General features: G+C 71.7%; 23 protein-coding genes. 10 read left to right on the top strand and 13 right to left on the bottom strand.

Features of this window, described 5'->3' with window-relative positions:
- Positions 1-13 precede the first annotated feature (13 nt).
- The 7 genes from ACQP1P_RS40790 to ACQP1P_RS40760 form a co-directional block, all read right to left on the bottom strand.
- Complete coding sequence (locus tag ACQP1P_RS40790) at positions 14-2,758, bottom strand: ATP-binding protein (protein WP_433079661.1); 2,745 nt, start codon at positions 2,756-2,758, stop codon at positions 14-16.
- Positions 2,759-2,805: 47 nt separating this feature from the next.
- A complete protein-coding gene (locus ACQP1P_RS40785; RefSeq protein WP_433079659.1) occupies positions 2,806-3,123 on the bottom strand; it encodes a hypothetical protein in 318 nt (105 codons plus the stop codon).
- 25 nt (positions 3,124-3,148) lie between these two features.
- Positions 3,149-3,526 carry a hypothetical protein gene (locus tag ACQP1P_RS40780; RefSeq protein WP_433079657.1) on the bottom strand — a complete coding sequence of 126 codons (378 nt, stop codon included), beginning with the start codon at positions 3,524-3,526 and terminating at the stop codon, positions 3,149-3,151.
- Between the two features lie 574 nt (positions 3,527-4,100).
- Positions 4,101-4,505: a hypothetical protein gene (locus tag ACQP1P_RS40775; RefSeq protein WP_433079655.1), complete on the bottom strand. Its 405-nt coding sequence runs from the start codon at positions 4,503-4,505 to the stop codon at positions 4,101-4,103.
- A gap of 117 nt (positions 4,506-4,622) precedes the next feature.
- Positions 4,623-6,065 carry a hypothetical protein gene (locus tag ACQP1P_RS40770; protein ID WP_433079653.1) on the bottom strand — a complete coding sequence of 481 codons (1,443 nt, stop codon included), beginning with the start codon at positions 6,063-6,065 and terminating at the stop codon, positions 4,623-4,625.
- A 467-nt stretch (positions 6,066-6,532) separates the two neighbouring features.
- Complete coding sequence (locus ACQP1P_RS40765) at positions 6,533-6,979, bottom strand: iron chaperone (RefSeq protein WP_433079651.1); 447 nt, start codon at positions 6,977-6,979, stop codon at positions 6,533-6,535.
- A gap of 297 nt (positions 6,980-7,276) precedes the next feature.
- Positions 7,277-7,945, bottom strand: coding sequence for a lysozyme (locus tag ACQP1P_RS40760; RefSeq protein ID WP_433090320.1), 669 nt, complete (start codon positions 7,943-7,945; stop codon positions 7,277-7,279).
- A 204-nt stretch (positions 7,946-8,149) separates the two neighbouring features.
- Here ACQP1P_RS40760 and ACQP1P_RS40755 point away from each other — a divergent pair, with 204 nt between their 5' ends.
- Together ACQP1P_RS40755 and ACQP1P_RS40750 are read left to right on the top strand one after the other, a co-directional pair.
- The gene (locus tag ACQP1P_RS40755; protein WP_433079649.1) at positions 8,150-8,857 is read left to right on the top strand and encodes a peptidoglycan recognition protein family protein; all 708 of its coding nucleotides are present in this window, start codon (positions 8,150-8,152) and stop codon (positions 8,855-8,857) included.
- A gap of 502 nt (positions 8,858-9,359) precedes the next feature.
- On the top strand, positions 9,360-9,614 hold the full coding sequence (locus ACQP1P_RS40750; protein WP_433079647.1) for a three-helix bundle dimerization domain-containing protein: 255 nt from the start codon (positions 9,360-9,362) through the stop codon (positions 9,612-9,614).
- A 621-nt stretch (positions 9,615-10,235) separates the two neighbouring features.
- Here ACQP1P_RS40750 and ACQP1P_RS40745 read toward each other — a convergent pair.
- Positions 10,236-10,889, bottom strand: coding sequence for a macro domain-containing protein (locus ACQP1P_RS40745; RefSeq protein WP_433079645.1), 654 nt, complete (start codon positions 10,887-10,889; stop codon positions 10,236-10,238).
- 424 nt (positions 10,890-11,313) lie between these two features.
- On the opposite strand from ACQP1P_RS40745, the gene ACQP1P_RS40740 reads away from it, so the two are divergent.
- Positions 11,314-12,885 carry an ADP-ribosyltransferase domain-containing protein gene (locus ACQP1P_RS40740; RefSeq protein ID WP_433079643.1) on the top strand — a complete coding sequence of 524 codons (1,572 nt, stop codon included), beginning with the start codon at positions 11,314-11,316 and terminating at the stop codon, positions 12,883-12,885.
- 693 nt (positions 12,886-13,578) lie between these two features.
- Here ACQP1P_RS40740 and ACQP1P_RS40735 read toward each other — a convergent pair.
- Positions 13,579-14,805 carry a beta-ketoacyl-[acyl-carrier-protein] synthase family protein gene (locus ACQP1P_RS40735; protein ID WP_433079641.1) on the bottom strand — a complete coding sequence of 409 codons (1,227 nt, stop codon included), beginning with the start codon at positions 14,803-14,805 and terminating at the stop codon, positions 13,579-13,581.
- A 53-nt stretch (positions 14,806-14,858) separates the two neighbouring features.
- Between ACQP1P_RS40735 and ACQP1P_RS40730 the strand changes: the two genes are divergently transcribed.
- A complete protein-coding gene (locus ACQP1P_RS40730; RefSeq protein WP_433079639.1) occupies positions 14,859-15,440 on the top strand; it encodes a TetR/AcrR family transcriptional regulator C-terminal domain-containing protein in 582 nt (193 codons plus the stop codon).
- 336 nt (positions 15,441-15,776) lie between these two features.
- Here the strand turns inward: ACQP1P_RS40730 and ACQP1P_RS40725 are convergent, their stop codons facing one another.
- The 3 genes from ACQP1P_RS40725 to ACQP1P_RS40715 all read right to left on the bottom strand — a co-directional run bounded on the left by ACQP1P_RS40725 (position 15,777) and on the right by ACQP1P_RS40715 (position 17,700).
- Complete coding sequence (locus ACQP1P_RS40725) at positions 15,777-16,613, bottom strand: SDR family NAD(P)-dependent oxidoreductase (RefSeq protein ID WP_433079637.1); 837 nt, start codon at positions 16,611-16,613, stop codon at positions 15,777-15,779.
- Entirely contained in the window at positions 16,610-16,825 is a 216-nt protein-coding gene (locus ACQP1P_RS40720) for a hypothetical protein (protein WP_433079635.1), read from the bottom strand. The genes ACQP1P_RS40725 and ACQP1P_RS40720 overlap by 4 nt, the downstream gene beginning before the upstream one ends.
- Before the next feature lie 311 nt (positions 16,826-17,136).
- On the bottom strand, positions 17,137-17,700 hold the full coding sequence (locus ACQP1P_RS40715) for a TetR/AcrR family transcriptional regulator (protein WP_433079633.1): 564 nt from the start codon (positions 17,698-17,700) through the stop codon (positions 17,137-17,139).
- 590 nt (positions 17,701-18,290) lie between these two features.
- Here ACQP1P_RS40715 and ACQP1P_RS40710 point away from each other — a divergent pair.
- From ACQP1P_RS40710 to ACQP1P_RS40690, 5 genes are all read left to right on the top strand, one after another.
- A complete protein-coding gene (locus ACQP1P_RS40710; RefSeq protein ID WP_433079631.1) occupies positions 18,291-18,647 on the top strand; it encodes a hypothetical protein in 357 nt (118 codons plus the stop codon).
- Between the two features lies 1 nt (position 18,648).
- Positions 18,649-19,956, top strand: a complete 1,308-nt coding sequence (locus ACQP1P_RS40705; protein WP_433079629.1) for a glutathionylspermidine synthase family protein — start codon at positions 18,649-18,651, stop codon at positions 19,954-19,956.
- Positions 19,957-19,968: 12 nt separating this feature from the next.
- On the top strand, positions 19,969-20,832 hold the full coding sequence (locus ACQP1P_RS40700; RefSeq protein WP_433079627.1) for a hypothetical protein: 864 nt from the start codon (positions 19,969-19,971) through the stop codon (positions 20,830-20,832).
- Complete coding sequence (locus ACQP1P_RS40695; RefSeq protein ID WP_433079625.1) at positions 20,829-21,335, top strand: GNAT family N-acetyltransferase; 507 nt, start codon at positions 20,829-20,831, stop codon at positions 21,333-21,335. Before ACQP1P_RS40700 ends, ACQP1P_RS40695 begins: the two co-directional genes overlap by 4 nt.
- Positions 21,336-21,448: 113 nt before the next feature.
- Positions 21,449-21,595, top strand: a complete 147-nt coding sequence (locus ACQP1P_RS40690) for a hypothetical protein (RefSeq protein WP_433079623.1) — start codon at positions 21,449-21,451, stop codon at positions 21,593-21,595.
- A gap of 75 nt (positions 21,596-21,670) precedes the next feature.
- Here the strand turns inward: ACQP1P_RS40690 and ACQP1P_RS40685 are convergent, their stop codons facing one another.
- Positions 21,671-23,554, bottom strand: coding sequence for an adenylyl cyclase (locus tag ACQP1P_RS40685; protein ID WP_433079621.1), 1,884 nt, complete (start codon positions 23,552-23,554; stop codon positions 21,671-21,673).
- A 265-nt stretch (positions 23,555-23,819) separates the two neighbouring features.
- Here ACQP1P_RS40685 and ACQP1P_RS40680 point away from each other — a divergent pair, with 265 nt between their 5' ends.
- Positions 23,820-25,634: a hypothetical protein gene (locus ACQP1P_RS40680; RefSeq protein WP_433079619.1), complete on the top strand. Its 1,815-nt coding sequence runs from the start codon at positions 23,820-23,822 to the stop codon at positions 25,632-25,634.
- Positions 25,635-26,025 lie beyond the last annotated feature (391 nt).

Genomic DNA, 26,025 nt, shown 5'->3' with positions numbered 1-26,025 from the left:
GTGGCTCCGTGACCTACGGGGCGACGCGCCGAGGCGGGTCGGGCGGGCCCGCAGCCCGGCGGCGCGCCGCGAGGAGCCGCTCCAGGGTCGGACGCATTCGCGGATCGTCGATCTCCTCGATGAGGGCCAGGGCCTCGGCGAGGCGGCACGCCGCGAGCGCCTCCTCGCCCGACGCGGCGAGGGCGTCGGCCAGGACGGCCAGCGCCTGGCACCGGCGGCGGGCGTCGGCCAGCTCGGTGCTCAGCGCGGCCGCCCGCTCGGCATCGCGCATCGCCTCGACCGGCCGAGTGAGCCGGCGATGGATGTCGGCCATGGCGATGAGCGTGTCGCAGAGGCCCGGATCGTCCCGGGCGTCACCGTGAATGGCCAGCGCGCGTTCGCCGTGGCGGAGTGCGAGGCCGGGGCGGTCGAGACCCAGGTACAGCGTGGCCAGCGCACGATGGGTCGCACTCTGGCCTCGCAACGAGCCGGTGCGCTCGCGCAGGCCCAGCGCGGCGCGGTAGGCGGCGGCCGCGTCGTCGGGCTCGCCCATCCGGGTCAGCGCGTCGCCGAGCCGGTGCAGCGCAGAGGCCTCGCCCATCGGGTTTCCGCCGGCTCGGCAGACACCGATCACCTCTCGGTAGCCGCGCGCGGCGAGCTCGGCGTCGCCGTTGGCGAGGTGAACGGTCGCGAGGTTGTGCAGGCACGCCACCTCACCCTCGGCGAAACCGATCCGGCGGGCCAGTCGCCGCGCCTGCTCGATGCTGGCCGCCGCATTGACGTGGTCGTGCAGCGCGAAGTACGCGGTGCCGATGTTGTTGAGCGTGCCGACCTGCGCGATCGGGTGCCCGTCGCGCTCGGCCGCGAGCAGCGCGGACTTGAGCAGCGGCAGCACCTCCTCCTGGTGCCCGCGCCGCTGGAACAGTTCCACCAGCACCTCCGGCAGCTGCCACGCGTGCCGGTCGAAGCCGTGTCGACCGGCCCACAGGCCGACCGCCGCCAGGTTCTCGCGCTCCGCCTCGCACCAGGCCATCGCGTCGGTGTCGCCGGCGAAGGTCTGCGGCCGGACGGTGGTCGCCGGCGGGAGGTCGGGCACCGGGGGCCGGTCGGGCGCCAGGACCGCCACCGCGTTGACGCCGGTCAGCAGCGACCAATCCAGGAGCCGCCGCTGGGCGTCTGCGCGCACGTCCGGGTCGTCCTCGCCGGCCCTGTCGGCGGCGAACCGGTGGAGCAGGTCGTGCAGCCGGTACCGGCGGGCCGTGTCGTGGTTGATGAGGCACATCTTCGCCAGCGTGTCGAGCAGGGCTTCGGCGCGGACGACGCCGGTGCCGAGCAACGCCGCTGCCGCCTCGGGCCCGATGCTCGGGCCGGGGTACAGCCCGAGCATCCGGAAGAGGCGGGCCGCTTCGGGCATGAGGGCCTGATAGGACCAGGCGAACATCGTTCGCAGGCTCGTCTCCTCGTCGTCCTCGCCGTCGGCGTCCAGCAGGCGGGCGGTGAGTTCGTCGACGAGGCCGCAGACGGCGGCCCGCGGCCGCTCGGCGACATGTTCACCGATGATGCGCAGCGCCAGCGGGAGCCCGCCCGAGAGCCGGGCCAGCGCCTCGACGGCGCCCGGTTCCGCGCCGGCCCGGGCGGCGCCGACGGTCCGGGCGAGCAGCGCGAAGGAGTCGGTGTCGGGCAACGGCGTGACGGTGAGGCTCTGGACTCCCTCGCGGACGGTCAGGCCCCGCAGGCGGGTCCGGCTGGTGATCACCGTCAGGCACTCGGCCGCGGTGGAGATCAGCGGCCGGGCCTGGCGGGAGTCGCGGACGTTGTCGAGCACGACGAGCACGCGCCGGCCGGCGAGCAGCTGGTTGAACCGGTTTCTCCGCCGCTCCAGGCCGACCGGCATCAGATCGGGCGGCACGTCCAGCGCCTCGAGGAAGCGCCCGAGCGCGTCCTCGGGGTCGACCGGCGCGGTCGGCCCGTAGGCGTTCGCGTCCAGGTAGAGCTGCCCGTCCGGGAACCGGTGCCGCTGCCGGTGGGCCCAGTGGACCGCAAGGGCCGTCTTGCCGACACCCGGCATACCGCTGAGCGCCACCACGCCGGTGCTGTCCGGTCGCACCAGCGCGTCGATGTCGGCCAGGAGCGGCTCGCGCCCGGTGAAGTCGCTGACATCCTTGGGCAGCTGCTGGGGCGGGATGGCGCCGGCCGGTGGCGCGGCGGGTCCGGTTACGGTGGCGCGGCCGCCCGGGCCGGGTGTCGCCACCGGCAGCCCGACGGCGGGCTCCGCGCGCATCGTCCGGCGGAACCGGCGGCGGAAGGTGTGCAGATATGCGCGCGCCTCGTGGTCCCGTCCCGCCGCGCTCAACCCGTCCACCCACAGCTGGGCGAGCGTCTCGTCGACATCGTCGGCGCCCATGAGCGGCTCGAGCTCGACGAGAGCTCGATGGTGCTGGCCGAGCCGCAGGCGGTTCGCCGCCAGCAGCTTCCGCGCCTCCAGCAGCGCGGTGCTCATGGTCTCGCGAAGGTGCTCGGCCGGTGCCGTACGCAGATCGGCGAGTGGCTCGTCGCGCCACAGGAGAACGGCCTCGTCGAGGAGTTGCGCGGCGGTGCCGAAATCCCGCCGATCGGCGGCGATCCGGCTCCGGGCAACGAGTTGCCGGAACCGATGGAAATCCACCAGGCCCGGGTCGACGTCGAGCCGGTAGGCGCTCGTGGTCGGCGATCGCAGCAACGCCCGGCCTAGGCCGGCCCGGTGCAGCGCGGCGCGGATTCTGCTGGCCAGCGCGTACATATTCGACCGGTGGCCGACCTGATCGTGATCGGACCACAGGAATTCGGTTATCGTCTCGATCCGAACGTTTTCTCCGGCGTGATACAGCAGTACGGCCAGCATGCCCCGCTGCTTCGCCGCCCCAGGGCCAGCGCGGTCTTGCCGACGCCGCCCGGCCCGATCAGTGCCACGAGCAGCCGGCCGCCCCGGTCGAGCAGTCCGTCGAGGCGGGCGAGGGCGTCGGCCCGGCTGGTGAAGTGGGGGGCCGGCGGTGGCAGCTGGCGCGGTACCGGTGTGGAGGCGGCCGGCTGATGGATGTGCACATCGCGGATCGATCCGGCCTGCACGGCGGGGCCGTTGACGGTCCCGGAGAGCTCGTTCGACATCGCAGGACGCTGCCCGCCGCGCACGTCAGAGTGCGATGTCGCCGTGGACGTCTCTGGCCTGGACAACCTTGTCCGCGGTGCCGCTGAAGTGATTGCTCACCGTGTCCCGGCCGAGCGTCAGTTCCCGCTGGACGGCGTGCCACCGCGCGAGGACCCGGGCGGCGAACTGCGGATCGTCGGCCAGCGCCCGGCCGAGCAGTTCGGCCAGGGCGAGCTGTCGCTCGCCGTCTTCCCGGTGGGCGATCGCCTCCTGCAGGGCGTTGCCCTCCCGGCTGCCGGGGCGGAACCGGTCGCGGATCGTCTGGAGCAGCGCGGCGAGTGCGGTCCGGCCTTCGGCGATCAGCGCCTCGGTGCCTTTGGTGGCGAGTGTGGAAGCGATGGCGAGCGCAATTTCATCGGTCATCGCGGCCTCCGGTAATTGTCCTCGAGGACACGCACAGCAACGACATGGAGATGACTATGAGTGTCGCCTATCGATCTGTGCGTGAACTCTACCGGCGCCGCTCAGCGGCTTTTGTTGGCAAACTGGACGAAACTGGCACGGGCGCGTGCACCAAATGCAAGAAAGGTAAAATCGCCATTAAGTCTGACGTATGCGGCCGTCATTACAAAACGGTCACAACGGTCGCCGTGCGTTGAATGACGGCCAAGGACTCGATGATGATCCAGGATGACCGACCCCTTATGGAAGGACCCCTTGTGGTGCTGAGCACGACGCTGTGTTTCTGTGCCTGGATCATCTGGCTCGCAGTCAACTGATCCGCGACGCCGGAGCCATAACCTCACGTCTACAGCAGTCTGGAGCAGTACGCGCGGCGGTCGCCCGGGCTCGAGCCGGGTGGGCCGCCGCTCGTGCGTCCGGCGTCCGTCCGGTCCGCGTTGCAACTGTATGGCCACACCCCCATAAGTGCAAGTCCGGCGCCGGCCGTGCCGCGAAACCCGGACGGGTCCCGCGGCACGGCCGGCGCCGCGGTGGGTCAGGCGGCGTCGATGGCCTCGGTGATCTTGCGGATCATGTCGGCCATCACCGGGGTCGGCGGCGCGTGGTGCGTGGCCGCCTCGAGCGCGGTGAGGACGGCGCCGCGGAAGTTCGCCGCCTCCTCCGGGGCCCGCGCCTTGAGCAGGCCCGAAGCCGCGGTCAGGGCCGGCAGCACGCGGTCGGCGATCTCGGCCACGGACCTGCCGTTGAGGTCCTTGTGCTTCGGGTACTCGGCGAGCACGTGCCCCACCAGGCCCGTCGCCGAACCGAGCGCGATGCTGCCGTCGGTGGCGATCCGGTGCGGCGAACCACCGGCGGCGCCGGCGGCCGACAGCAGCGTGACGGCACCGTACGCGCCGATGCGCAGGGTGTTCTTGTCCTGGTCGGAGAGGGTGATCGTCATGGTGGGCGCTCCTTTGCGGAAGGTGTTGTGCGACCACCATCGCGAGCGCGGCTGACACGGCACCGCCAGCGCCCTGACGCGGCCGCTGACATCGGCCGCGCGCCCCGCCGGTCGCCGTCAGCCGCGCGCCCCGCCGATGCCCATCAGCACCGCGATGCCCAGGGCGCTTCGGGCCGAGTACGGCTGGCGCCACAGCCCGCCGTGCGCCGCCGCGAACGCCTCGTCCTGCCACGGATGCCCGAGCGCCGGCCGCGCGGCGTTGAGATCGTGCACGAGCAGCGCGGCCATGAGCGTGTTACTGGTCGCGGGCTCGAAGATCTCGATGCCGAACCGGTGCGCCCCGGCGAACGCCGCCGCGAGGAGCCGGTTCTTCACCACGCTGCGGGTGCGGGTGGCGGGCGCGACGGCCAGCGACACCGGCAGCCCCGCGGCCCGGGCCTCGGCCGCCCGCCAGCGCTGCAGCCGTTTGGCGAGCGCATAATTCGGACCCTGCTGCGGTACCAGACTGTCGTTGACGCCCGGATAGAGCCCCGGCGGATAGTTGCGGGTGAGCAGGCGCCCGGCGCTCACCACGCGCAACGGCCGCCGGAACCGCCCGATGCCGCTCGCCGCCGCGTAGCGCCGGTTCGCCTCGTCGACGGCGTCGTCGGGCACCGCGAACACGTCGGTCGGCGTGGCCAGGAACGCCAGCCCGAGATCCGGCCGCCGCTGCCGCAGCCGCATCGTGAGCGCGTCGACGGCCATCGCCACCCGGACATTGAGCGCCCCGTCGGCGTACACGTAGTTGCCGAGCACGAGCCGCCCGTCGAGCCCCTCGATCCAGTCGGCCACCCGCCCGAGGTCGTGCAGCAGGTCGGCGCCCCGTTCCTCGCCGGTCACCGGCACGTGGAGGCGTCCGGCGTACCGCTGCGCCGGCCCCTGCAGCCGCTCCCAGATCGCCGGCCGGGGCAGGTCGACGGCGACCACGTCGGCCCCCCACCGCAGCAGCGCCCGCAGCGGCCCCATCTCGGCCCCCGCCCCGAGCACGACGACGCGGTGCCCTTCGAGCGCCAGCCAGCCGGGATTCGCCGCGACGGTCTGCACGATCCGCGCACAGGACGGCTCGATGATCCCGGCCGCGACCCACCGCTCGAGCTGCAGGTCGAGCTCCCGCCCGGCGAGCAGCCGCCCCCGGTACGGCACGACGAGCTCCCGCTCCGCCTTCCCCCGCCCCGCGATGGTGACCGTCCGCAGCGGCTGCCCACCGGCGGCGAATGCGGCCGAGAGCGGTTCTTCGGCACCGTCCGTCCCGCTGCGGTACCGCATCCGCTCATGCAAAGACGCAAGCCCATCCTGCGCGATCGTGAGCGCGGCCTCGCGGGACGGCAGCCCGGCCTCGACCAGCCGCCGGAAATGCACCAGGTAGTCATGCCGCCAGTCGGTCGAGGCCTCGGCCCCGCGCGCCCCGACGGGATCGACCCCGCGCAGCGCATCGGCGACCACGGCCCGCCCGAGCGCGGAGGAGCTGACCTTCCCGTCGACGCTCGGCATCACCACACCGGTCGGATTCGTGTTCGGCACCCGGCCAGTTTGCAGTGTTCGTGCGCGTTCGGCATCTCTGCGTTCGTGCGCTCTCGGCACCTCTGTGTTGTTGTGCCTTCGGCGCGGCGGGGGGCCCACCCCGGCGCCCCCATGGCCGCGGCACGGCCACTGGCGCGACCTGGTCCGCCGCCGTCGCACCAGGTCGAGGAGTGCGAAGTGGTGCACGATTCCGGGGCCTGGACATGCCCGCCTCGCCGTTCGCACGGGAGCGCGTCACGTCCGCGCGACTCGCTCACTTCGCCGCACCCGCTTGCGCGGCTCGCTCACCCCACGCGGCCGTTCGGGCGGCTCGCTCATCTCGCCGGGGGTGTTCGCGCGGCTCGCTCACCCCGCCGCGGCCGTTTCTGCGCGCCTCGCTCAGTCCTTCCGTGCCCGTTCGCTCACTGAGCCCGGCGCGAGAGTCTGTGCGCGTTCGCTCACCGTGTCGTGGCGCAATGCGGCTTCGGTCAGCCGGCGGCCTGCTTGATCAGGGCGGCGATGCGCGCCTCGACGGCCGGCGTCAGATCCTGCAGCGCGTACGCCACGGGCCACATCTCCCCGTCGTCCAGCGCCGCGTCCTCGTTGAAGCCCAGCGTCGCGTAGCGCGTCTTGAACTTCTGCGCCGGCTGGAAGAAGCACACCGACTTCGTGCCCTTGTAGTAGGCCGGCATGCCGTACCAGAGCTTGGGCGCGAGCTCGGGCGCGTTCTCCAGCACGAGCGCGTGCACCCGCGAGGCCATCACGCGGTCGGCCTCGGACATCTCCTCGATCTTTTCGAGCAGCGCCTTGAGGTCCTCGGCGGCCTTGTCGGCCTTCGAGCCGCGGCGGGAGGCGGAGGCGCGCACCTCGGCCGCGTGTTCCTGCATCGCCGCGCGCTCGTCGTCGGTGAAGGTCTGGGTCGACTTGCGGGCCATGGCTGGTACCTCCGGAAACGCTCGTTGATCGGAACGTTTCCCATGCTAGGAGGGGCCGCGGCGGCCACGCTTCTCGAAAACTGATCGAATGCGCATCGCTGCGTGGTCGAACTCGTCGTAGGTCTCGAACACCCACGCCGACCCCGCCGCTCCGCGTCCACGCCGTGCGGCGCCAGGTGCGGCTGAGCGTTCGAACAGCGGAGCACTCGTCCCGGGTCGGGGGCCGGCCCGGGACGAGTGCGGCGGGTGCTGCTACGGACGCGCGCCCGGCGCGTCGCGGAGCGGTTCGAGCGGGTTTCAGCAGGCGCCGTTGCAGGCCAGCACCTTGAGCCGGTCGAGGGCGCCGTTCCACTGGTTGGAGTCCCCGGCGAAGGGGCCGGTGCTCGAGTACTGCCAGAACGACCACGTCGGCGCGCCGGCCGGGAGGGTGCCGGGGCTGCTGCTGTACCGCGCGAGCCACAGCGGCGAGTTCGCCCAGAAGCCGCTGTAGTTGCCGGTGCACGTGACCCACCAGTCGGTGGTCGTGTAGATGACCGCCCAGCGGCCGGTACGCGCGTTGTACTGGTTCAGGAACGCCCGGATCCAGCTCACCATCGCCGACTGCGAGAGTCCGTAGCAGGTTGCGCCGTACGGGTTGTACTCGATGTCCAGGGCGCCGGGCAGGGTCTTGCCGTCCTTGGACCAGCCGCCGCCGTGCGCGACGAAGTAGTCCGCCTGGGCCGCGCCGCCGCCACCGTTCGGGATCGCGAAGTGGTAGGAGCCGCGGATCATGCCGATGTTGTACGAGCCGTTGTACTGCTGGGCGAAGGACGGATTGGTGTAGTAGGTGCCCTCGGTCGCCTTGATGTAGGCGAACCGCGAGCCGGCGTTCCACTGCGCCTGCCAGTTGACGCTGCCCTGATATCCGGACACATCCTGGCCGTACGTCACGGTCGCCGCGCTCGCCGGCGAGCCGAACAGGACCATGGCGGCCGTCAGAGCCAGCGCCGCGAGTGCGCCGAGCCGTCGTCGGTTCACGGGTGCCTCCCCTTCCCTTGCGGGGCCGTTCCGGTAAAGAACTTCACGAATTAGCTCACGTACGTCGGAAACTTTCAATAGGCTTGCGTCGAAGTCTGGGGAAAATCTACAGTGACTTCAGTCGATGGCCCAAACCCTGTTCGGGGAGGTCTCATGGCTCGTCTCACTCGCCGCGCCGTGCTGCTCGGCGGAGCCGCCGCGCTGCTCGTGCCCGCCCGTCCCGCTGCCGCCGCGCCCTTGACTCCCGGCGCGGCCTCACTCGCGGCGCTGGGTCTCACCGGCCCGGCCGCGGCGCCCGACGGCCTGGCCGCCACGGTCGAGCAGCCCTCGATCGCGAGCTGCGGAGCCTGGGGCGCCCGCCCGCCGTCCGGAGCGCTCACAATCGATCAGCATCGGCCGAACAAGATCGTGGTACACCACACGGCGATGGCCAACTCGACCGACTACTCGCAGGCCCACGCGTTCGCGAACTCGCGCGACATCCAGAACCTGCACATGGACACGAATCACTGGGTCGACAGCGGCCAGCACTTCACCAACAGCCGCGGCGGCTGGCTGACCGAGGGCCGCCACGGCAGCCTGTACGCGCTGCTCCACGGGCAGACCATGGTGCAGGGCGCACACTGCGTGGGCCAGAACGACCAGGCCATCGGGATCGAGAACGAGGGAACGTACCTCACCGTGCAGCCGCCGGCCGCCCTGTGGAACAGCCTCGTCGACTTCTGCGCGTTCGTGTGCCACCAGTACGGGATCCCGCCCACGGAGATCTACGGGCACAAGGACTTCAACACGACCGAGTGCCCCGGGCTGCTGCACGATCGCCTGCCGGAGCTGCGCGCAGCCGTAGCCGCACGCTTGTAACGCTCCGCCCGCCGCCGGGGCCTCGTCCGCCTACCGTTTATTGGCCGCGGCCCGCCGCTCGGCCCTCGGCCGAAGCCGCCTGCCGCCTACCGGCCGCGGCTCGCCGCTCGGCCCTCGGCCGCCGCCTACCGGCTACCGCTGGCTGCCCGGGCCTCGGCCGCCCGCGGCCCGCTGCCTACCGCGCATTCGTGCACCGGATCACGCCGGCCGGTCCGCCCCGAGGCGGGACCGATGCCGCGCCGGGCCCAATTGCGTGCTAAGCCGGTGCTCGGTGGCGGTGGTGCGCAGCCGGACGTCGCGCGTGCGTCTGCGACGTATCCGTGCGTCGGACACTGGAGCGCGGCCTGCGCGCGGGGCCTGGCCGCTTGGACCGGGCCCGCCGTTCATGTCGTGCGTTGCTCGTGCCGCACGGTCGGTGCGCGCCTGTCCGCCAGTTCACCTGGTGTTCATCGGCGGGGGCAACCAGGAGATCTCATGCGAAAGCACGAAAGGACGGTGCGCAATGTCCGAACATGATGGGGTCGCTCACCTCGGCGACATCGAGACGGCGCTGCGGCGAGAGGTCGACATCGTGCGGGAGCGGTTCCCGGACGCACCGGGCGCCGAGGTCGAGCAGGTGGTGCGCGACACCTACAACGAGCTGCTTGATCACGCCGAGGTGGAGACGCACGTACTCTCGCTTACCCGGCACCGGGTCGTGGAGCAGCTGGTCGAGCGCGGGTACACGCTCCACGAGCCGGTGCTGAGCGAGGACTGACGGGCAGGAGCCCACGGCTGCGGCACCCCGCCGAAGTGCCGCCGCGCACCGGCGCCGGGTTGTGGAGCGGCTGGTCGAAGGCGGCCAAGTGCTCCGCGAGGCCGGGGTGCTGTCGCTTCGGCACCGAGCCGTGGAGCAGTTGGTGGAGCGCGGCCAACCGCTCCACCAGCCGGTGCTGAGCGACGACTGACCGGCAGGAGCCCGCGGCTGCGGCATCCGTCGAACTGCTGCCGCGCTTCGGCACCGGGCCGTGGAGCACTTGGTCGAGGGCGACCAGCCGCTCCACGAACCCGAATGCCGGTCGCGCAGCCAGCGCCGAGTTGTGGAGCACGGCGCCCTTGCGGAACGTGATGTTCCAGGCACCGCGACGCGGCGAACGCGGCATGTGCTCCGCAAACCGTGCCGGGTGCGGATGCACGGGGTCGCGATGGTGGCCGGCCCCGCGTCGCTCGGCATGCTGCTCGGGGCGTGCGGTCCCCGCCGGGACCGGCGAACCTAGCGGCGCTGGCGAACCTAGCGGCGCTGGCGAACCTAGCGGCGCTGGCGAACCTAGCGGCGCTGGCGAACCTAGCGGCGCTGGCGAACCTAGCGGCGCCAGCGAACCTAGCGGCGTCGGCGAACCTAGCGGCGCCGGCGGGCGGCCGGGGGAGTGATCCGCACCCGCTCGGTCGACGGGCGGGTCTCGATGTCGCCGAGCTGCTCGCTCACCGTGGCGCGCAGCTCGGCGTAGTCGTCGAACGTGCTCTCCCCGAACAGGGTGTAGCCGGCCCACATCAGGTTCGCGCACACCTGCGGCGGGACCTTCCCCGTCGCCGCGCCCATGCCGACGAGTGCCACCGACGTGATGCTGCCGGGCTGGCGCTCGTTCTGCATGTGGACGGCCTGGAACGCGGCCGCGCACGCCAGGGCCACGTTGAGCGTGTGGCGCACGTTTTCTGCTTGAGTGTGCATCGTCGGCGCCGAGATGAGGTACTTCGGGTTCGCCGCGCCTGACGGAACGCACACCGCGGCGCCGATGGGCAGCGTGCCGGCGAACTCGTCCTGGATCGCCCGCTGTACCCGCAGCTGGATGCCCGGCCCCAGATGCCGCAGGATCACCGCGTCGACGCCGCCGCTCATGACGCCGTGCGAGTTGGTCGGCGTCACCCACGCGTCGACGTGCTGGTTGAGGATCGAACCCTTCACGATCTCGACCCCGGGCTCGTCGGCGAAAGCCGACATCCAGGACTGCACGACCTTGGCGTTGATGTCGCTGAGCACGACTCTGACCGTCATGGCATCCCTCTCATTCGTCCAGCCCCGAGTGCCGGTGCCGGAAGGAGTTTCTCCGCGTCCGCCGCCCGGGGCCGGAGCCAGGCTCGTTCGGCCCCGAACGGCGGGATCGTACGCCCGATCCGCCGACTCCGTGGGCCCGCGAACGTCCCGGCAGACCCCAGGCGGCGGGACCGAGAGGTACAACATACGGCTCGGTGTCCACATCGGACGCCCCCGTTCGCCGCAGCTGCTCGCGCGCCCGCGAACGTCCCGGCCGCGGCGGTGGGGCCGAGAGGTGCAGGATGCGGTTCGGTGTCTACATCGGACGGCCTTCCGTCGCCGCTGCTCAGAGGCGCGTGAACGTCCTCGGCTGACCCGGGGCGGCGGGGCCGGGAGGTACAAGATACGGTTCGGTGTCCACAGTGGAACTCCCGCGGAGGTCACCGTGAGCGACACCGACGACCCGTTGGGTTTGGCCGAGCTGTTCGAGGGCGGCGGCGAGCCCTGGCTGCCGCTGCTCAAGCCGGTCATCGAGGCGCAGCCGAGCGCGGCGCAGTTCATCGGGCCCAAGCGCAGCCCGCAGATCGTGCCAGTGCGCGAGCTCACCTTCCAGGCGCTGAAGCCGAACCCGCCGCACAAGTGGAAGGTCGTGGTCTTCGGGCAGAACCCCTATCCGCGGCCCGAATCCGCCACCGGCATCGCGATGTTCGACAACACCTTCCACGACTGGGCGGACAGCCAGTTCGGCCGGGTGGTGAGCATTCGGTGCATCATCAAGGCGGCGGCGATGTGGAAGTACGGCATCCCGAAGAAGACGCCGATCGCCGACATCCGCGCGTTGCTCAAGCAGCACGAGACGGTGCAGCCACCGGAGTGGTTCTCGTCGATGCTGACGCAGGGGGTGCTGCTGCTCAACGCCTCGCTGACCGCGAGCGCCGACGGTTCCTACGGCACCGACCAGCACACCGGCTTCTGGCGGCCCGTGGTGGAGCGGCTCGTCGAGGAGATCCTCAAGGCCAAGCAGGACGCGGCCGAGGAGGACCGCGGCGTCGTCTTCGCGTGGTGGGGCGCGCACGCGCGGGGGCTGAAGTCCCTGGTGACGCGGCTGCAGCAGCAGTACCCGGGCGTCGAGGTGCGCCACATCGACCACCCGAACCCGGCCGCGCAGGGCGACATTTTCTGCGACAACGAGCACTTCGCGACCGTAAACGAAGCTTTGCGCTCACTCGGCGCTGACGAAATCGACTGGCTGCCGAGCGTCGGGTGGAACGCGCACCAGGACCCCGCCGCGGATCGCATGGGCGCCTTCATCGCCTCGACGATGGAGTTGCACAAGCTGTACCTGGAACGGCTCGAAAGCGTCAAGGACGAGGGCCTCGCGCTGCCCGCGATCACCGGCGTCTTCGACACCCCGCTCATGGACTTCCGCGCGGCGATCGCGCCCGCGGCCGCGGTGCTCAAGGGCCTCGGCTGGCACGTGGACGCCTCGCACGCCTTCGGACAGAAGCAGGCCGCCGCCGAGGCCGAGGGCCTGAGCGCCGACGAGGCCGCCGCCCTTTACCTGTACACCTGCGAATCCGCCTTCTACCGCCAGATCAACGCCAGCCTGCGCGATCCTGATCGGGCGCGGATCGTGCCGTACCTGCCGTACCTCCGCCTGCTCTTCTCCGCCGTCTCGCGCCTGCCCGCACGCCGCGAGCCGCTGTGGCGGGGTGTGCGGATGGATCTGCGCCGGCAGTACCCGCTTGGCCAAACGGTCACCTGGTGGGGTGTGTCCTCGTGCACATCCAGCCTTGGCGTTGCGCGTTCGTTCATGGGTGGCAGCGGGAAGCGGACACTTTTCGAAGTCGTACCCCTTCGCGCGGTCGGCATCCGCAGCTACTCCGCGTTCACGGGCGAGGAGGAGTTCATTCTCACGCCGGGTACGCAGCTGACCGTGACGGACGTGAAGGCCGAGCGTGGGGGTTTGTGCACGGTGAAGCTGACGGAGCTGCAGGAGCAGGACCAGATTCGCTGACGCGTCCGCGTCGGGCCGGAACGCCGGCGGCGGGCAGGACCCCTGGCCGATGTGGCCTGTTCCTGCTGGTCGGGCGGTGTGAGCATGTGTGCACGTTCGGCGCGCGACCTTGGTGCTTGGTCGGCGCGGACGTGCACACATGGACACGGTTTGGTGCGGGCTCGCGCGTAGCTCTGGACGCGCGAGTCCGTCGAGTGGGCGTGTCCGCTCGCCCGGTGAGTGCGGGTGGCGCGTGTTCATTTGCGCGGTGAGTGCGCGTCCGAGTGGGGCGAAGAAGTGTTCGTTCGCGCGGCGGGTACGAGCAGGGGTAGGCGGCCATGCACGGTGCACGGAGGGCGCGATCGGGTCACGCGGGGCGCATCAGTAGTGCGCGTTCGGTCATGCGGAGTGCACGAGTGGGCGTGATCGGTCATGCGCGGTGAGCGAGTGGGCGTGATCGGTTATGCGAGGTGCGCCAGTAGTGCGTGTTCGGTCGTGCGCGGTGAGCGAGTGGGCGTGATCGGGTATGCGAGGTGCGCCAGTAGTGTGCGTTCGGCCGTGCGGGGTGCGCGAGCGGGCGTGGTTGGTCGTGCGGGGTGCGCCGGTAGTGCGCGTTTGGTCGTGCGGGGTGAGCGAGTGGGCGTGGTTGATCGTGCGGGGTGCACCGATAGTGCGCGTTCGGTCGTGCGCGGTGTTCGAATGGGGCCTGTTCGCTCACGCGGTGAAGACGAGTGACACGTTCAGGCCGCCGAAGCCGAAGGAGTTGCACACCGCTGCGGTCATCGGGAGCGTTCGCGGCTCGCCCGCCACGACGTCCAGCTCGATGTCGGGGGACTTGTTGTCGAGGTTGAGCGTGGGCGGTACGACACCCTGAACCACTGACAAGAGGGTCACGATGCTCTCCACCGCCCCCGCGGCCCCGACCAGGTGCCCGAGCGCGGACTTCGGTGCGGTCAGCACGACGTCGTCGCCGAGCGCGGCCTGGATCGCCGCCGCCTCCCCGACGTCGCCGACCACGGTCGAGGTCGCGTGGCAGTTCACGTGCGCGATGTCGGACGGCTGCAACCCGGCGTCGGCCACGGCCCGCCGGATCGCGCGCACCTGGCCGGCGCCGCTCGGGTCCGGGCCCGTGATGTGGTAGGCGTCGGAGGTTACCCCGACCCCCGCAACCCGCCCGTGCACGCGCGCCCCGCGGGCCGCCGCGTGCGAAGCGCTCTCCAGAATCACGATCCCCGCGCCCTCGCCCATCACGAAGCCGTCGCGGTCCACGTCGAACGGCCGCGACGCGCGCAGCGGCTCGTCGTTGCGCTTCGACAGCGTGCGGGCCTGCGCGAACCCGGCGAGCGTGAGCGGCGTGATGGCCGCCTCCGAGCCGCCCGCGATCACGATGTCGGCCTCGCCGGAGCGGATGAGCCGCACCCCGAGCGCGATCGCCTCGGCGCCCGACGCGCAGGCCGACACCGGCGTGTAGACCCCGGCGTGCGCGCCGAACTCGATGCTCACCCAGGCCGCGGGGCCGTTGGGCATGAGCATCGGCACGGTCAGCGGCGACACCTTGCCCGGGCCCTTCTCCTCGAGCACGTCGTCCTGGCCCAGCAGCGTGCTTACCCCGCCGATCCCGGTGCCGATCACCACCGCCAGCCGCTCGGTGTCGACCTCCGGCGCGCCGGCGTCCTGCCACGCCTGCCGGGCCGCGACCAGGGCCGCCTGCTCGCACCGGTCCATCCGCCGGGCCTGGACGCGGGTCAGCAGCGTGTCCGGCGACACCGCCATCGTCGCCCCGATGCGCACCGGCAGCTCGTCCAGCACCCCGGGCGGCAGCAGGTCGTCGATGCGCCGCACGCCCGAGCGGCCCGCGAGCAGCCCCTGCCAGAGCGCCTCGACGCCCTCGCCGAGCGGCGACAACGCCCCCATCCCCGTGACGACCACGTCCGCGCCCATGGCACCCTCCCGGTTCGATTGCCTCGGATACTTGTATCGCATACAAATATGACATGTCCATCAGCGAACCGGCCCGGGCCCGCGGCCGCCGCACCCGCGCGCGGATCCTGCGGTGCGCGGCGGCCCTCTTCGCCGAGCGCGGACTGGCGGGCGTGAGCGTGGCCGCGATCGCGCAGTCGGCGGAGGCGTACCCGCACCAGATCACGTACTACTTCGGCTCCAAGGACGGCCTGTTCGTCCACGCGGCCCTGTCCACACTGCTGCGCGACGCCGCGCGGCTGGAGTCGGTCGGCTACCGCCGGCGCACGCCCGAGACGTTCCGCTCCGCCCTCGCCCGCACCGCGCTCGCCCTGCCCGCGATCCCCGCCGCGGTGCAGGCGATGTCGATCGCGCGGGAGCGCCCGGAGCTGCAGACAACGGCGCAGCTGTACCTCACGATCCTGTTCCGGCAGGCCGAGCACTACCTGGTGACGCTTTTGGACCGGCGCGCCTGGACCGTGGACCGCCCGCCCGCGGTGGAGGTGCGTACGTTCTGGAGCGCGGTGCTGGGCGCCCGCCTGATCGCCGACTCCGGCCACGGTGGCCGCCCGGCCGACGTGGACCTGGCCGGCCTGCTGACCGTTCGCGCACGGTAGGTGAGCGAACGCGGTGTCCGGTGGATGGTTTTCGCGCTGGTGGGTGCGCGAGTGCGGTGTCCGGTTGGCGGTTCGAGCGGCGGTGGGTGCGCGAGTTCGGTGTCTGGTTGGCGGTTCGAGCGCTGGAAGGTGCGTGAACGCGGTGTCGGGTTGGCGGTTCGAGCGATGGTGGGTGCGCGAGTGCGGTGTCCGGGTTGGCGGTTCGAGCGCTGGAAGGTGCACGAACGCGGTGTCCGATTGGCGGTTCCAGCGCTGGTAGGTGCGCGAACGTGATGTCCGCCCGGCGTTCGAGCGCGGTTGGTCCGCGAGCGCGGTGTGCGACGGCTCGAAGGCGGCCTACTGGTCGCCCGGGTGCGGCGGGTCGACGAACGCGGTGTCCGGCGGCTCGACGTGGTCCCGGAGGCGGCGGCGCAGGTAGGCGTCGATGTGCGCGTACGCGTCCGCGCCGAGCGGCAGCCGCAGCGGCGCCCCGGGATCGTCGACGGCGGCCAGCACCGCCGCGGCCGCCCGGTCCGGGTCGCCCTCCTGATGTCCGTGGCGCGCGGCGAACGCGGCCCGGGCCGGCTCGATGAACGCCCGGTAGGCCGGGCTCGTCGCCGCCCACCGCATCGAGCGCCCGCTCGCGTCCGTGCGGAAGCCGCCCGGCTCCACGATCAGCACGCGGATGCCGAACGGTGCGACCTCGCCGGCGAGGGACTCCGACATCGCGTCCAGCGCGGCCTTGCTGCCCACGTACGCCGAGCCGCCCGGACCCGGAATGACACCGACGAGTGACGACATCTGCACGATGCACCCGGTGCCGGCTGCGCGCATGGACGGCAGTACTGCGCGAGTGAGCGCCAGGGCGCCGAACAGGTTCGTCTCGAACTGCTCGCGCAGCTCGTGCTCGTCGAGATCCTCGAGCGCGCCCAGCAGTCCGTAGCCGGCGTAGTTGGCCAGGACGTCGACGCGGCCGAAGCGGGCCAGGGCCTCGTCCACGGCGAGGCGGGCGGCCCCCGGCGACGTGACGTCCAATTGGTGCGCGAACGCGCGCTCGGGTGCGCGCGAAGTGAGCGTTTCCAGCGAGCCGACGTCGCGCGCGGTGGCCAGGACGGCGTCGCCGCGCGCGATCGCGGCGGACGCGAGCGCGCGCCCGAGACCGCTCGAACAGCCAGTGATGAGCCAGGCCTTCACGCGGGCATCCAGGCCAAGGACGCGGGGACGGTGAGCGGGGCCTGCGAGAACGGTGCGTGCAGGAACGGGGCCTGCGAGAACGGGGCCTGCGAGAACGGGGCCTGCGAGAACGGTGCGTGCGAGAACGGTGCGTGCGAGAACAGGGCGCGCAAGAGCGGGATGCGCGAGAACAGGGTGTGCGACAGCCGAACCTGCGAGAGCGGGGCGTGCAAGACCCCAGAACGCAGAAGCCGAGGACGCGGAAGCCGAGGCCGCGGAAGCCGAGAACGCGAAAGCTCAGGACGCGGAAGCTCAGGACGCGGAAGCTCAGGACGCGGAAGCTCAGGACGCGGAAGCCGAGGACGCGGAAGCTCAGGACGCGGAAGCCGAGGACGCGGAAGCTCAGGACGCGGAAGCCGAGGACGCGAAAGCTCAGGACGCGGAAGCCGAGGCCGCGGAAGCTCAGGACGCGGAAGCCGAGAACGCGAAAGCTCAGGACGCCGAAGCCGAGGCCGCGAAAGCCGAGCGTGTGAGAGCCGAAACCTCACGACGACGGCCAGGTGGACAGCGCCCGATCGAGCGCGTCGAGCACCAGCGACCAGCTCGAATCCAGCTCCCGAGCATGATGGAACCCGCCGTCGGTCTCCAGGTGGATGAACCCGTGCATCGTGCTGTACACGAACCGCACCGCGTCGACCGCGCGTGTCTCCTCGAGCTCGTAGCCCCGCAGCAGCGTCGCGCACCCGGCGACGATCCGCGCCTGGGCGGCCGCGCCCTCGGGGTCGGTCAGCGGGCGCACCGTCGCCGCGTACCGCCCGGGATGCGCCAGCACCCACGCCCGGTACGCGGTGCCGTAGGCGATCAGCGCCGCCCGCCCCGAGCGCCCCTGCAGCGCCTCGCCCAGCCGGTCCGCCAGCTCGTTCGTCGCCTGCCCGGCGACCGCGTCCAGCAGGTCCGGCACTCCGCGAACGTGCTCGTAGAGGCTGGGCACCGCCACGCCGAGCCGCCGCGCGAGGGCGGTCATCGTCACATGGTCGATGCCCACCTCGTCGGCCAGCTCCAGTGCGGCGGTGCACACCTGTGCGCGCGACAGACCGGCCCGTACCATGCGGTACAGCCTAATGTCTTTAGGGATTAGCCTACAAGGAACTTTTGGGCAGCCGAGCCGTCGCGGTCCCGGATCTGCAGCTTGGTGCCGTAGCCGTGGCCCCGCTCGGCGTGTCGAGGCACCGTCCGGACACCGGGTTGCGCAGGGAGGACACCGGGTTGCGCAGGGACCCGTCCCTCTGCCGCAACCACTTCCGGTGCCGGTCGCGTCGCCCACGAGGTGCAGGCGGCGCCCGAGCGCCGGGACGGACTGGTCGGACCCGTGCGTCCGGCGCTGGTTGGGCGCCCCCTGGCAGTCCCACGGGTGTACGGCCACGCCGGCGCCGTCGACGCACGTGCCGCCCGGGCCGGTGAGCGGGGCCGCGGGCGCGGGACTGCTCGCGCCCCGGCGTAGCCGGCCGCGACGATGCTCGCCGGCACCGCGCCGTCGGCGGCGTCGGCCGGGTACCCGGCCGACGCCGCGCCCTCGTCGAACGGGCCGATCGCCGGGTCCGGCGGAATGGAAACCTTCACTGTCACAGAACGGTCCGTCCGCTCGCGCTCCTTGCGAAGGTCATTTACCGTGCTAAGGCACACCTGAGGGAGCAGACGATGAGGCGTTCCAAGTCGGTACCGCTGGGCCGAAGCTACCTCGCGCTGGCGGCGCTGGCCACGACCGGCGGTCTGGCGGCGTGCGGCCGCGAGCAGCAGACCTACTGCGCCGACCAGAACGGCGTGGTGGTGCCGGACTACCGATGCGACGACGGCTCGCCCGGTCACTACTACTACACCGGCAGCTACGGTCGCGGCCGCTCGCCGGGCTACCGGCTCAGCGGCGGCAGCCGCGTCTCGTCCACCGACTCGGTCGGGCGCTCCAACGCCGGGCTGCCCGCGACCGGGCACGTGAGCAACGGCAAGGTGAGCTCCGGCGGCTTCGGCAGCAGCAGCCACGGCAGCTCGGGCAGCTGACGTGCGACGCATCGCCGACGGAGCCGTCCGCCCGGACTGGCGTGAGCAGCTGGCCTCGCAGGGGATCGTCTACAACAACGAGATCCCGGCGCCGGGCGGCGGCACGCTGTCGTACTGGAAGGAAGGCCCCTTCTACGACTTCACCTCGTCCGAGATCGACACGCTCTCGGCGAGCGCCGCGACGCTGTTCGAGATGTGCGTCGCGGCCGGCGACTTCGTCGTCGACCACAACATGTTCCAGCTGCTGGGCATCCCCGAGTTCGCCTGGGACCAGGTCAAGCGCACCTGGTGGGACGACGAGACCGAGCCCGGCGGGCGCAGCAAGGGCGACTTCTCGCCGAGCATCTACGGCCGATTCGACGTGCGCTACGCCGGCGAGTTCGCGGGCAAGCCGCAGCTGCTCGAGTTCAACGCCGACACCCCGACCGCGCTGCCCGAGGCGGCGGTCGCGCAGTGGTACTGGATGCAGCAGACCGGCCAGGGCAAGGACCAGTGGAACGCGATCCACGAGATGCTGGTCGCCGGCTGGCAGCGCAACCTGGCGCGGCTGCGCCAGGCCCGCACCCACCTGCTCGACCCGGTCACCATCCACTTCGCGTGCGACCGCGAGGAGGACAGCGGCGAGGACCTGTTCAACACCGAGTACCTGATGGAGACGGCCCGCCAGGCGCTCGGCCCGCTCGGGTACCGCACCAAGTTCATCTGGATGGACGAGATCGGCGCCGGTGACATCCAGGCCGGCGACCGGTTCTACGACCCCGAGGGTCAGCACATCGACGTGATCTTCAAGTTGTACCCGTGGGAGTGGATGGCCGCGGAGCAGTTCGCCAAGCAGTGCTTCCGCGACATGAGCGACCCGCGCCGCGACAGCACCGTGTGGATCGAGCCGCCCTACAAGATGCTCTGGAGCAACAAGGGCCTGCTGCCGGTGCTGTGGCACCTCTTCGGCGACGACCCGGAGAAGAAGGACCTGCTCCTTCCCGCGTACTTCGAGTCCGAGAAGCCGGACTGGATGACCTCCTACGTGCGCAAGCCCCTGCTCGGCCGCGAGGGCGCCAACGTCTCGGTCATCGTCGACGGCGTTACCAAGATCAGCACGCCGGGTGACTACGGCGGCCCGTTCGTGTGCCAGTCGTTCGCGCCGCTGCCGGCGTACACCGACCCCCGGGGTGGCGAGTGGCACCCCGTGCTCGGGGTCTGGATGATCGACGGCGAGCCGGCCGGGCTCGGCATCCGCGAGAGCGCCGGGCTCATCACCGACAATCTGAGCCACTTCGTGCCCCACACCATCGACCACACCGGCTTCTAGTAGGAGAACGCCATGAACGGTACCGCCGCCTCGATCGCGGTGCTTCAGGTGCTCATCGTGATCCTCGGCGTGGGCGGCGGGTGGTGGCTGCTCAACGCCGTCACCGCGTTCGACGACCACGACGAGCTCTGGCAGCGGTCGAACTGGGGCTACCTCGTCCAGCGGGTCGGCTTCGTCGCCGTGCAGGTCATCGGCGTGTCGAGCCTGATCGGCCAGGACCTGACCAACTGGAACTCGCTGGCCTGGGTCGGCGGCGGGATCGTGTGGGCCACCGTGCTCGCCGTCCTCGGCTTCTGGATCACCGACTGGATGATCCTGCGCTCCCGCGCGACGCGCATCGGCGCGCTCAACACCGTGCCGCTGTCCGTCGGGCTGGTCCGGCTCGGCTTCTACCTCGGCCTGGCCCTGGTTGTGCGGGCCACCTTCATCGGCCACGCGCCCGACCTGCGCACCTCGCTGCTGTCGACGGCCGTGTTCACCCTCGCCGGGATCGCCGGCCTCGTGATCGCGTTCCACCTGCACGGCCTCGTCGCGCACGGCAACCCGCGCGCCGCGATGGTCACCGGCGACGGCGTGACGCAGGGCCTCGAGTCCGCCGCGGTGCTCACCGCCGTCGGGCTCATCCTGTACGGCGCGATCGCCGGCGACTTCACCACGTGGCCCGAGAGCCTGGCCGGTTTCGGCGCCGCGCTCGGGATCGCCTACGTGGGGCTGTACGTCGCGCGGTACCTCATCGACTGGTTCGTCCTCACCGGCGAGTGCACGCTCAAGACCATCCACGCCCAGCAGCAGAAGGGTGCGGCCGCGCTCCTGGCGTTCCTGCTCGTGATGGTGGCCCTGCCGATCAGCGCGTGCATCAACCTGTACGTCGAGTGAACTTCCCGGGCACGCCGCGGCTCGTCCTGCGCGAGATGGTCGAGGCCGACCTGGACGATTTCGCGGCGCTGCTCGGCGATCCGCAGGTCATGCGGTACTACCCGAGGCCGAGGACGCGCGCGGAGACGCTCGAGTGGATCACGCGCAACCGCACGCGGTACCGCGAGGACGGCCACGGCCTGTGGACCATGCGCCTGCGCGACGGCGACGTGTTCGCCGGCGACTGCGGCCTCACCGTCCAGCGCGTCGACGGGGTGGACGAGCTCGAGCTCGGCTACCACGTGGTGCCGGCCCTGCAGCGCACCGGCCTGGCCACGGAGGCCGCCCGCGCCTGCCGCGACTGGGCCCGTACCGCGCTGGGCGCCGGCCGGGTGATCGCGATCATCCACCCGGACAACGTGGCGTCGCAGCGGGTGGCCCTGCGCGCCGGCCTGACCCTGGAGAAGCGCACGACGGGGTACGGCGCCGGCGCCGAGGTCCTCATCTTCGCCGCGGCGTTATGAGGCGATACGCCGGATGGCAAGGAGCGCGACGGCTGTTCGCACCTGACGAATATTGAGCGCTACCTCACACGCTGTGGCGTTTGCCGTCACTGCCCGGGGGTACCGATATCGACATGGATAGCGCGGTGCTCAGCAGTGACGTTCGGGACAATCACAACAACGTCGAGCCAGAGGACGCGTCGGACGATCTGTTCTGGCTGCCGGCCGAGCCCGGCGCCGCGATCGCCGGCCCGCACGCCGACAGGCGGTTCATTCTCTAGGGATCGTCCCTCTCGGACGAGCAACGGCGCCCGGCCAGTGGCCGGGCGCCGTCGTGTTGTGCGGGAGGTGCGCGATCAGCTCGCCGGGTAGCTCGTGACGTAGCTGGGCGCGCCGACGCCGGCCGTGGTCACCGGGGCGCCGGTGTCGTTGACCACGTGGTCGATGGTGCCGGCCGAGAGGTTCACCGTCAGGATGTCGTGCAGCTTGACGCCCGGGCGGTTCGGCACCTCGAAGCCGCGCGCCGCGTGGATGCTCGGGTCGACGTTCGTGAAGACGTAGGCGCCGCCGCCCCACAGCTCGTGGGTCTTCACCTTGTCGCTGACCTTGTACGCGGCCCAGCCGAGCACGCCGTCGTGCTGCCACGCCGCCTGGTTCGGCGGGTCGTACGGCAGCTCGTTCTGGAAGAAGATCGTCTTGCCGCGCTCGCCGTTCCAGATGACGTTGTACTGCTGGTAGTGCTCGACGAACAGGCCCGTCGCGAGGACGTCGTCGCCGTTGACGATGACGCCGTTGCGGCCGGTGTTCACGTCCCAGCCCACCGAGCCCGGCACGCCGTGGTCGGCGCGCCACGCCCAGATGTCGTCGAGGATGACGTGGTCGGAGTTGACCTCCAGGCTCACGTCCGCCTTGCCGACGTGCGGGCCGCCGACGCGGAAGAACACGTCGTGCAGCACCGTCGGGTCGTTCGCGTCGCCCAGGTTGAGCGCGCCGCCGAGCTTGGTGCCGACCTGCATGAGCGCGGGCGAGTTCACGGTACCGGCGTCGATCATGAGACCGGAGACCGAGATGCCCTTGCTGTCGGCGATCCACAGCGGCACCGAACCGCCGACGGCGGTCAGCGTCGCGATGCCCATGCCCAGCACGATGGTGCCGGGCCGCCAGACGAGGATCGAGCTGTTGATGTTGTACACCCCGGGCGTGAAGATCAGGTTCTTGCCCAGGGCGAGCTGGATGTTGATCGCCAGCACCGAGTCCGTCGGCTTGGCCAGGTAGAAGTCCGACAACGGGACCGAGCGGCCCGCGGTGGGACCGTTGGCCCAGCTCGCGCCCGAGGAGTTCTTGCGCAGCGCGGGCTCGAAGACGTTCCACTTGCCCTTGGCGTCGATGTAGAGGAACGGCCGTTCCTTGCTCATCGGCGTCGTGTCGAGGGTGGTGTACGGCGGGTTCGGGAACTGCTGCGCGGGCGCGCCCACGGCCCCGGAGAACACCTGGTTCCACACGGCGTTCGACCAGTTGGTCATGTTGCTGTCCCGCACCAGGAACTGCTGCTGCGAGCCGTTCGTCGCCGTGGAGAACACCGAGTCGGCGATGAAGCCGCCCGAGGCGTACTGCGGCCCGCCGGTGCAGTAGTCCATGAAGGTCATGTTGCCGTTGACCTTCACCCGCCGCATCGGCGCGGCCTGCGACACGGCCCAGAACTCACCCGAGGAGCGGCAGTCCTTCTCGCCGGCCACGTTGATGGTGAGGTTGGACACCGAGCGCCAGAAGTTGACCAGCGCGAGGCAGTTGTCGGCCGTGAGGCAGCGGTTGTAGACGTCGACGTGGCCGTTGATGACCGTGTCGGTGGGGTTGAGCCCGAGGCCGGCGACCTCGGTGTAGTACCCGACCTGGAAGATCAGCGGGTGCTCGGGCGTGCCGTACGTGCCCGGCTTGAACAGCAGCGTGTAGCGCTGCGTGCCCATCTCGTTGTCGACCTGCTCCGCGTGGACGGCGTCGACGGCCGCCTGGATCTGCTCGACCGGCATGGACGGGTCGAAGATCTTGACGTTCGGCCCGAAGTCGGGCTGCCCGGCCGGCGGGCGGTTGGCGGGGGCGGCCGAGGCGGCGCCGGGGGTGCTGACGGCGGCGACGGCGGTCAGCAGTACGGCGGCCCCGAGGGCGAACCACCGGCCACGGCGGCCGCGAGGGGCTGACCCGGCAGACCTGGCGGACGCCTGGCCGGAGTGGACCAATGGCATGAAACGGGACCTACTTTCCTTCGGGTGGCGGCTCACCCACGGCCCCAGGCGACGACGGGGCGTGGCATCGCGGGGCGGGGGTGATGCGCCACAATGCGAGAGAGCGCTTTCACGGCAGGACGTTACAGGGAACATCGCGACTGGTCCACGGGTACAAATCGGCCGTGATCGCCACGGAACTCGCTCTCTCGGCGGGGTTCCGGGCCGGTCGCGGACCACCCCGCGCCGACGGCGCCGTGCGCCGCTGGAGGAGAATGGCGGGCAAATGACCCCGCTGCTGACCGCCGACGTCTTCGGCTGGACCGCGCGCCCCGTGCGCTGGCGTCGCGCCCGCGCGCTGCTCGTCGTGGTCGTGGCCCTCGGGGTCCTCGCGCTGCACATCGCGTTCGACCCGCCGATCGAGTGCTCCGACGCCGCGCCGTGCGGCCCGGACTGGCTCAACGCCCTGCTCTTCGGGCTCGTCACGGCGCTGCCCGTGGTCGCGTTCGTGTCGCTGCCGGTCACCGCCTGGCTCGCGGCCCTCTTCTTCACCACCGACGCCATCTGGCAGGTCGCGCACCCCGACCTCGCCTCGCCGGCCTGGCTCACCGGGGCGGACGCGGCGCTCGCGGTGCTGGCCTTCGTCGCCGCCCGGCTCGCCCCGCCCGGGCCCGGCGGCGGCGCGCAGATGTGGGCGGCGACCACATCGCATCGCAAGCCCCCGATGCCTTCGACGCTGCCACGGTACGGTCTGGGCTGGCGGCTGCTGGCGGTACCACTGACGCTTGTGGCTCTTGCGATCGCCGGCGTCGCCGTCGCGGACCAGTCGGGCGCGGACGACCGCCTGGCCACGGCCGAGCGCGTCACGGCGGAGGTCGTCGCGCACCCGGACGAGTACACGCTGGAGGTCCGGCTCCCGGGCGCCGGCCCCGGCCCGGCGACCGCGCGCGTCACCGTGAACGACTCCGACGAGCACCCGGTCGGCTCGCGCGTCGCCGTCCTCGTCGCCCGGGACGGGCTCTACCAGCTGGTCAGCGAGCCGTACAACACCAGCAACTGGCTGTCGCTGGCCGTCCTGCTGGCCGGGCTGGCCGCCGGGTGCCTCGCCCGCGCCCGGGAGCGCGGCGCGGCGGCCCGGGCCCTGTTCTCGGGCGAGCAGCCGGCCACGGAGGTGTACGTCTGGGCGCTCGGCGGCCGCGTCGCGGTCTACGCCACCGACGCGCGGCCGGGCGAGCCGGCGCTCGTGGAGTTCTTCGCGCTGGCCCGGCACGGCTCCGACGACATCCGCCCCGGCATCCTCTTCGGCGTGCCCGCCCAGCGCAACTGGTGCGCGGTCGCCGTCGACGGCGAGCTGCTCGTCCCGCGCGGCCCGGCCCGCAGCGGCCGCTTCGCCCCCGCGTACGGCGGCCCCGCCCCCGACCCGGACCTCGACGAGCCCGCGGCCGTGCCCGACGCGGCCCGGCTGCCGCTGCGGCCCGAGGAGATCCTGGCCCTGCGCCCGGAGGACGTCGCGGCCGACCCGGAGACCGTGCACACGCACCGGCACAACCGCTTCTCCGGGTACACGGTCGTGGTCGCCTCCTCGTGGCCGTTCCTCGTCATCCTGTCCCGGCTCCTGCCCACGCTGCCGTACTGGGGTGCGGTCGCGGTGACCGCGCCCGTGACCGCGATCGCCTGCCTCTCGGGCTGGCGGCTCTTCCTGCGCCCGCGCGTGAGCTGGAACGGCGCCGGCCTGAGCGTCGTCGGCTCGATCGGCGCGCGGCTGCTCGTCTGGTCGGAGGTGCACGCGGTCCGCGCCGACCGCCACGGCGCGGTGACCATCGAGACCGACCACCACGGCGCGGGCCTGGTCGTCACCGCGCGCGGCGAGCATGCCCTGCTGCCGCGCTTCCTCTCCGGCGACGAGCGCACCGGCCTGCAGCTGGCGGGCGCGCTGCGCCTGGCGGCGGAGCGGGCCGCGGCCCGGGCGCGTGAGCGGGTGCGGGACGTGGTGTCGCTGCCGCCGGCGCCGGTCGCGCCTCCGGCGCCCGTGCTGCTGTACGCGGCGTGGCTGGCCGAGACCCTGCTCTACGCCTTCGTCCTGGCCGGCCTGTTCGGCTGATCGGTCCGCGCCCTCGTTCCCGTTCGAATGGTGCACGTTCGCGCATCGCCCGTAGCACGGACGCGCAGTTGGACGGTCCGCAGTGTGCGATGCGCGTTCGTGCGGTGCCTGTTGCGCGCTTGTGCCCGCAACGGTGGGCGCGCAGGTGGGCGCGGTCCGCAGTGTGCGGTGCGCGTTCGCGCGGTGCGCGTTGCGTGTTTGTGCTGGTGACGGTGGGCGCGTAGGTGGACGCGGTCCGCAGTGTGCGGTGCGCGTTCGTGCGGTGCGGGTTCGTGCGGTGCGTGTTGCGCGTCTGTGCGCGTGACGGTAGGCGCGGAGTTGGACGCGGTCTGCAGTGTGCGATGCGTGTTCGTGCGGTGCGTGTTGCGCGTCTGTTCGCGTGACGGCAGGC

The organism is Dactylosporangium sp. CA-052675, assembly GCF_050947935.1.
Classification (GTDB): Bacteria; Actinomycetota; Actinomycetes; order Mycobacteriales; family Micromonosporaceae; genus Dactylosporangium.
The sequence above is the reverse complement of the archived record's forward strand: the minus strand, read 5'-3'. Positions and strand labels throughout refer to the sequence as shown.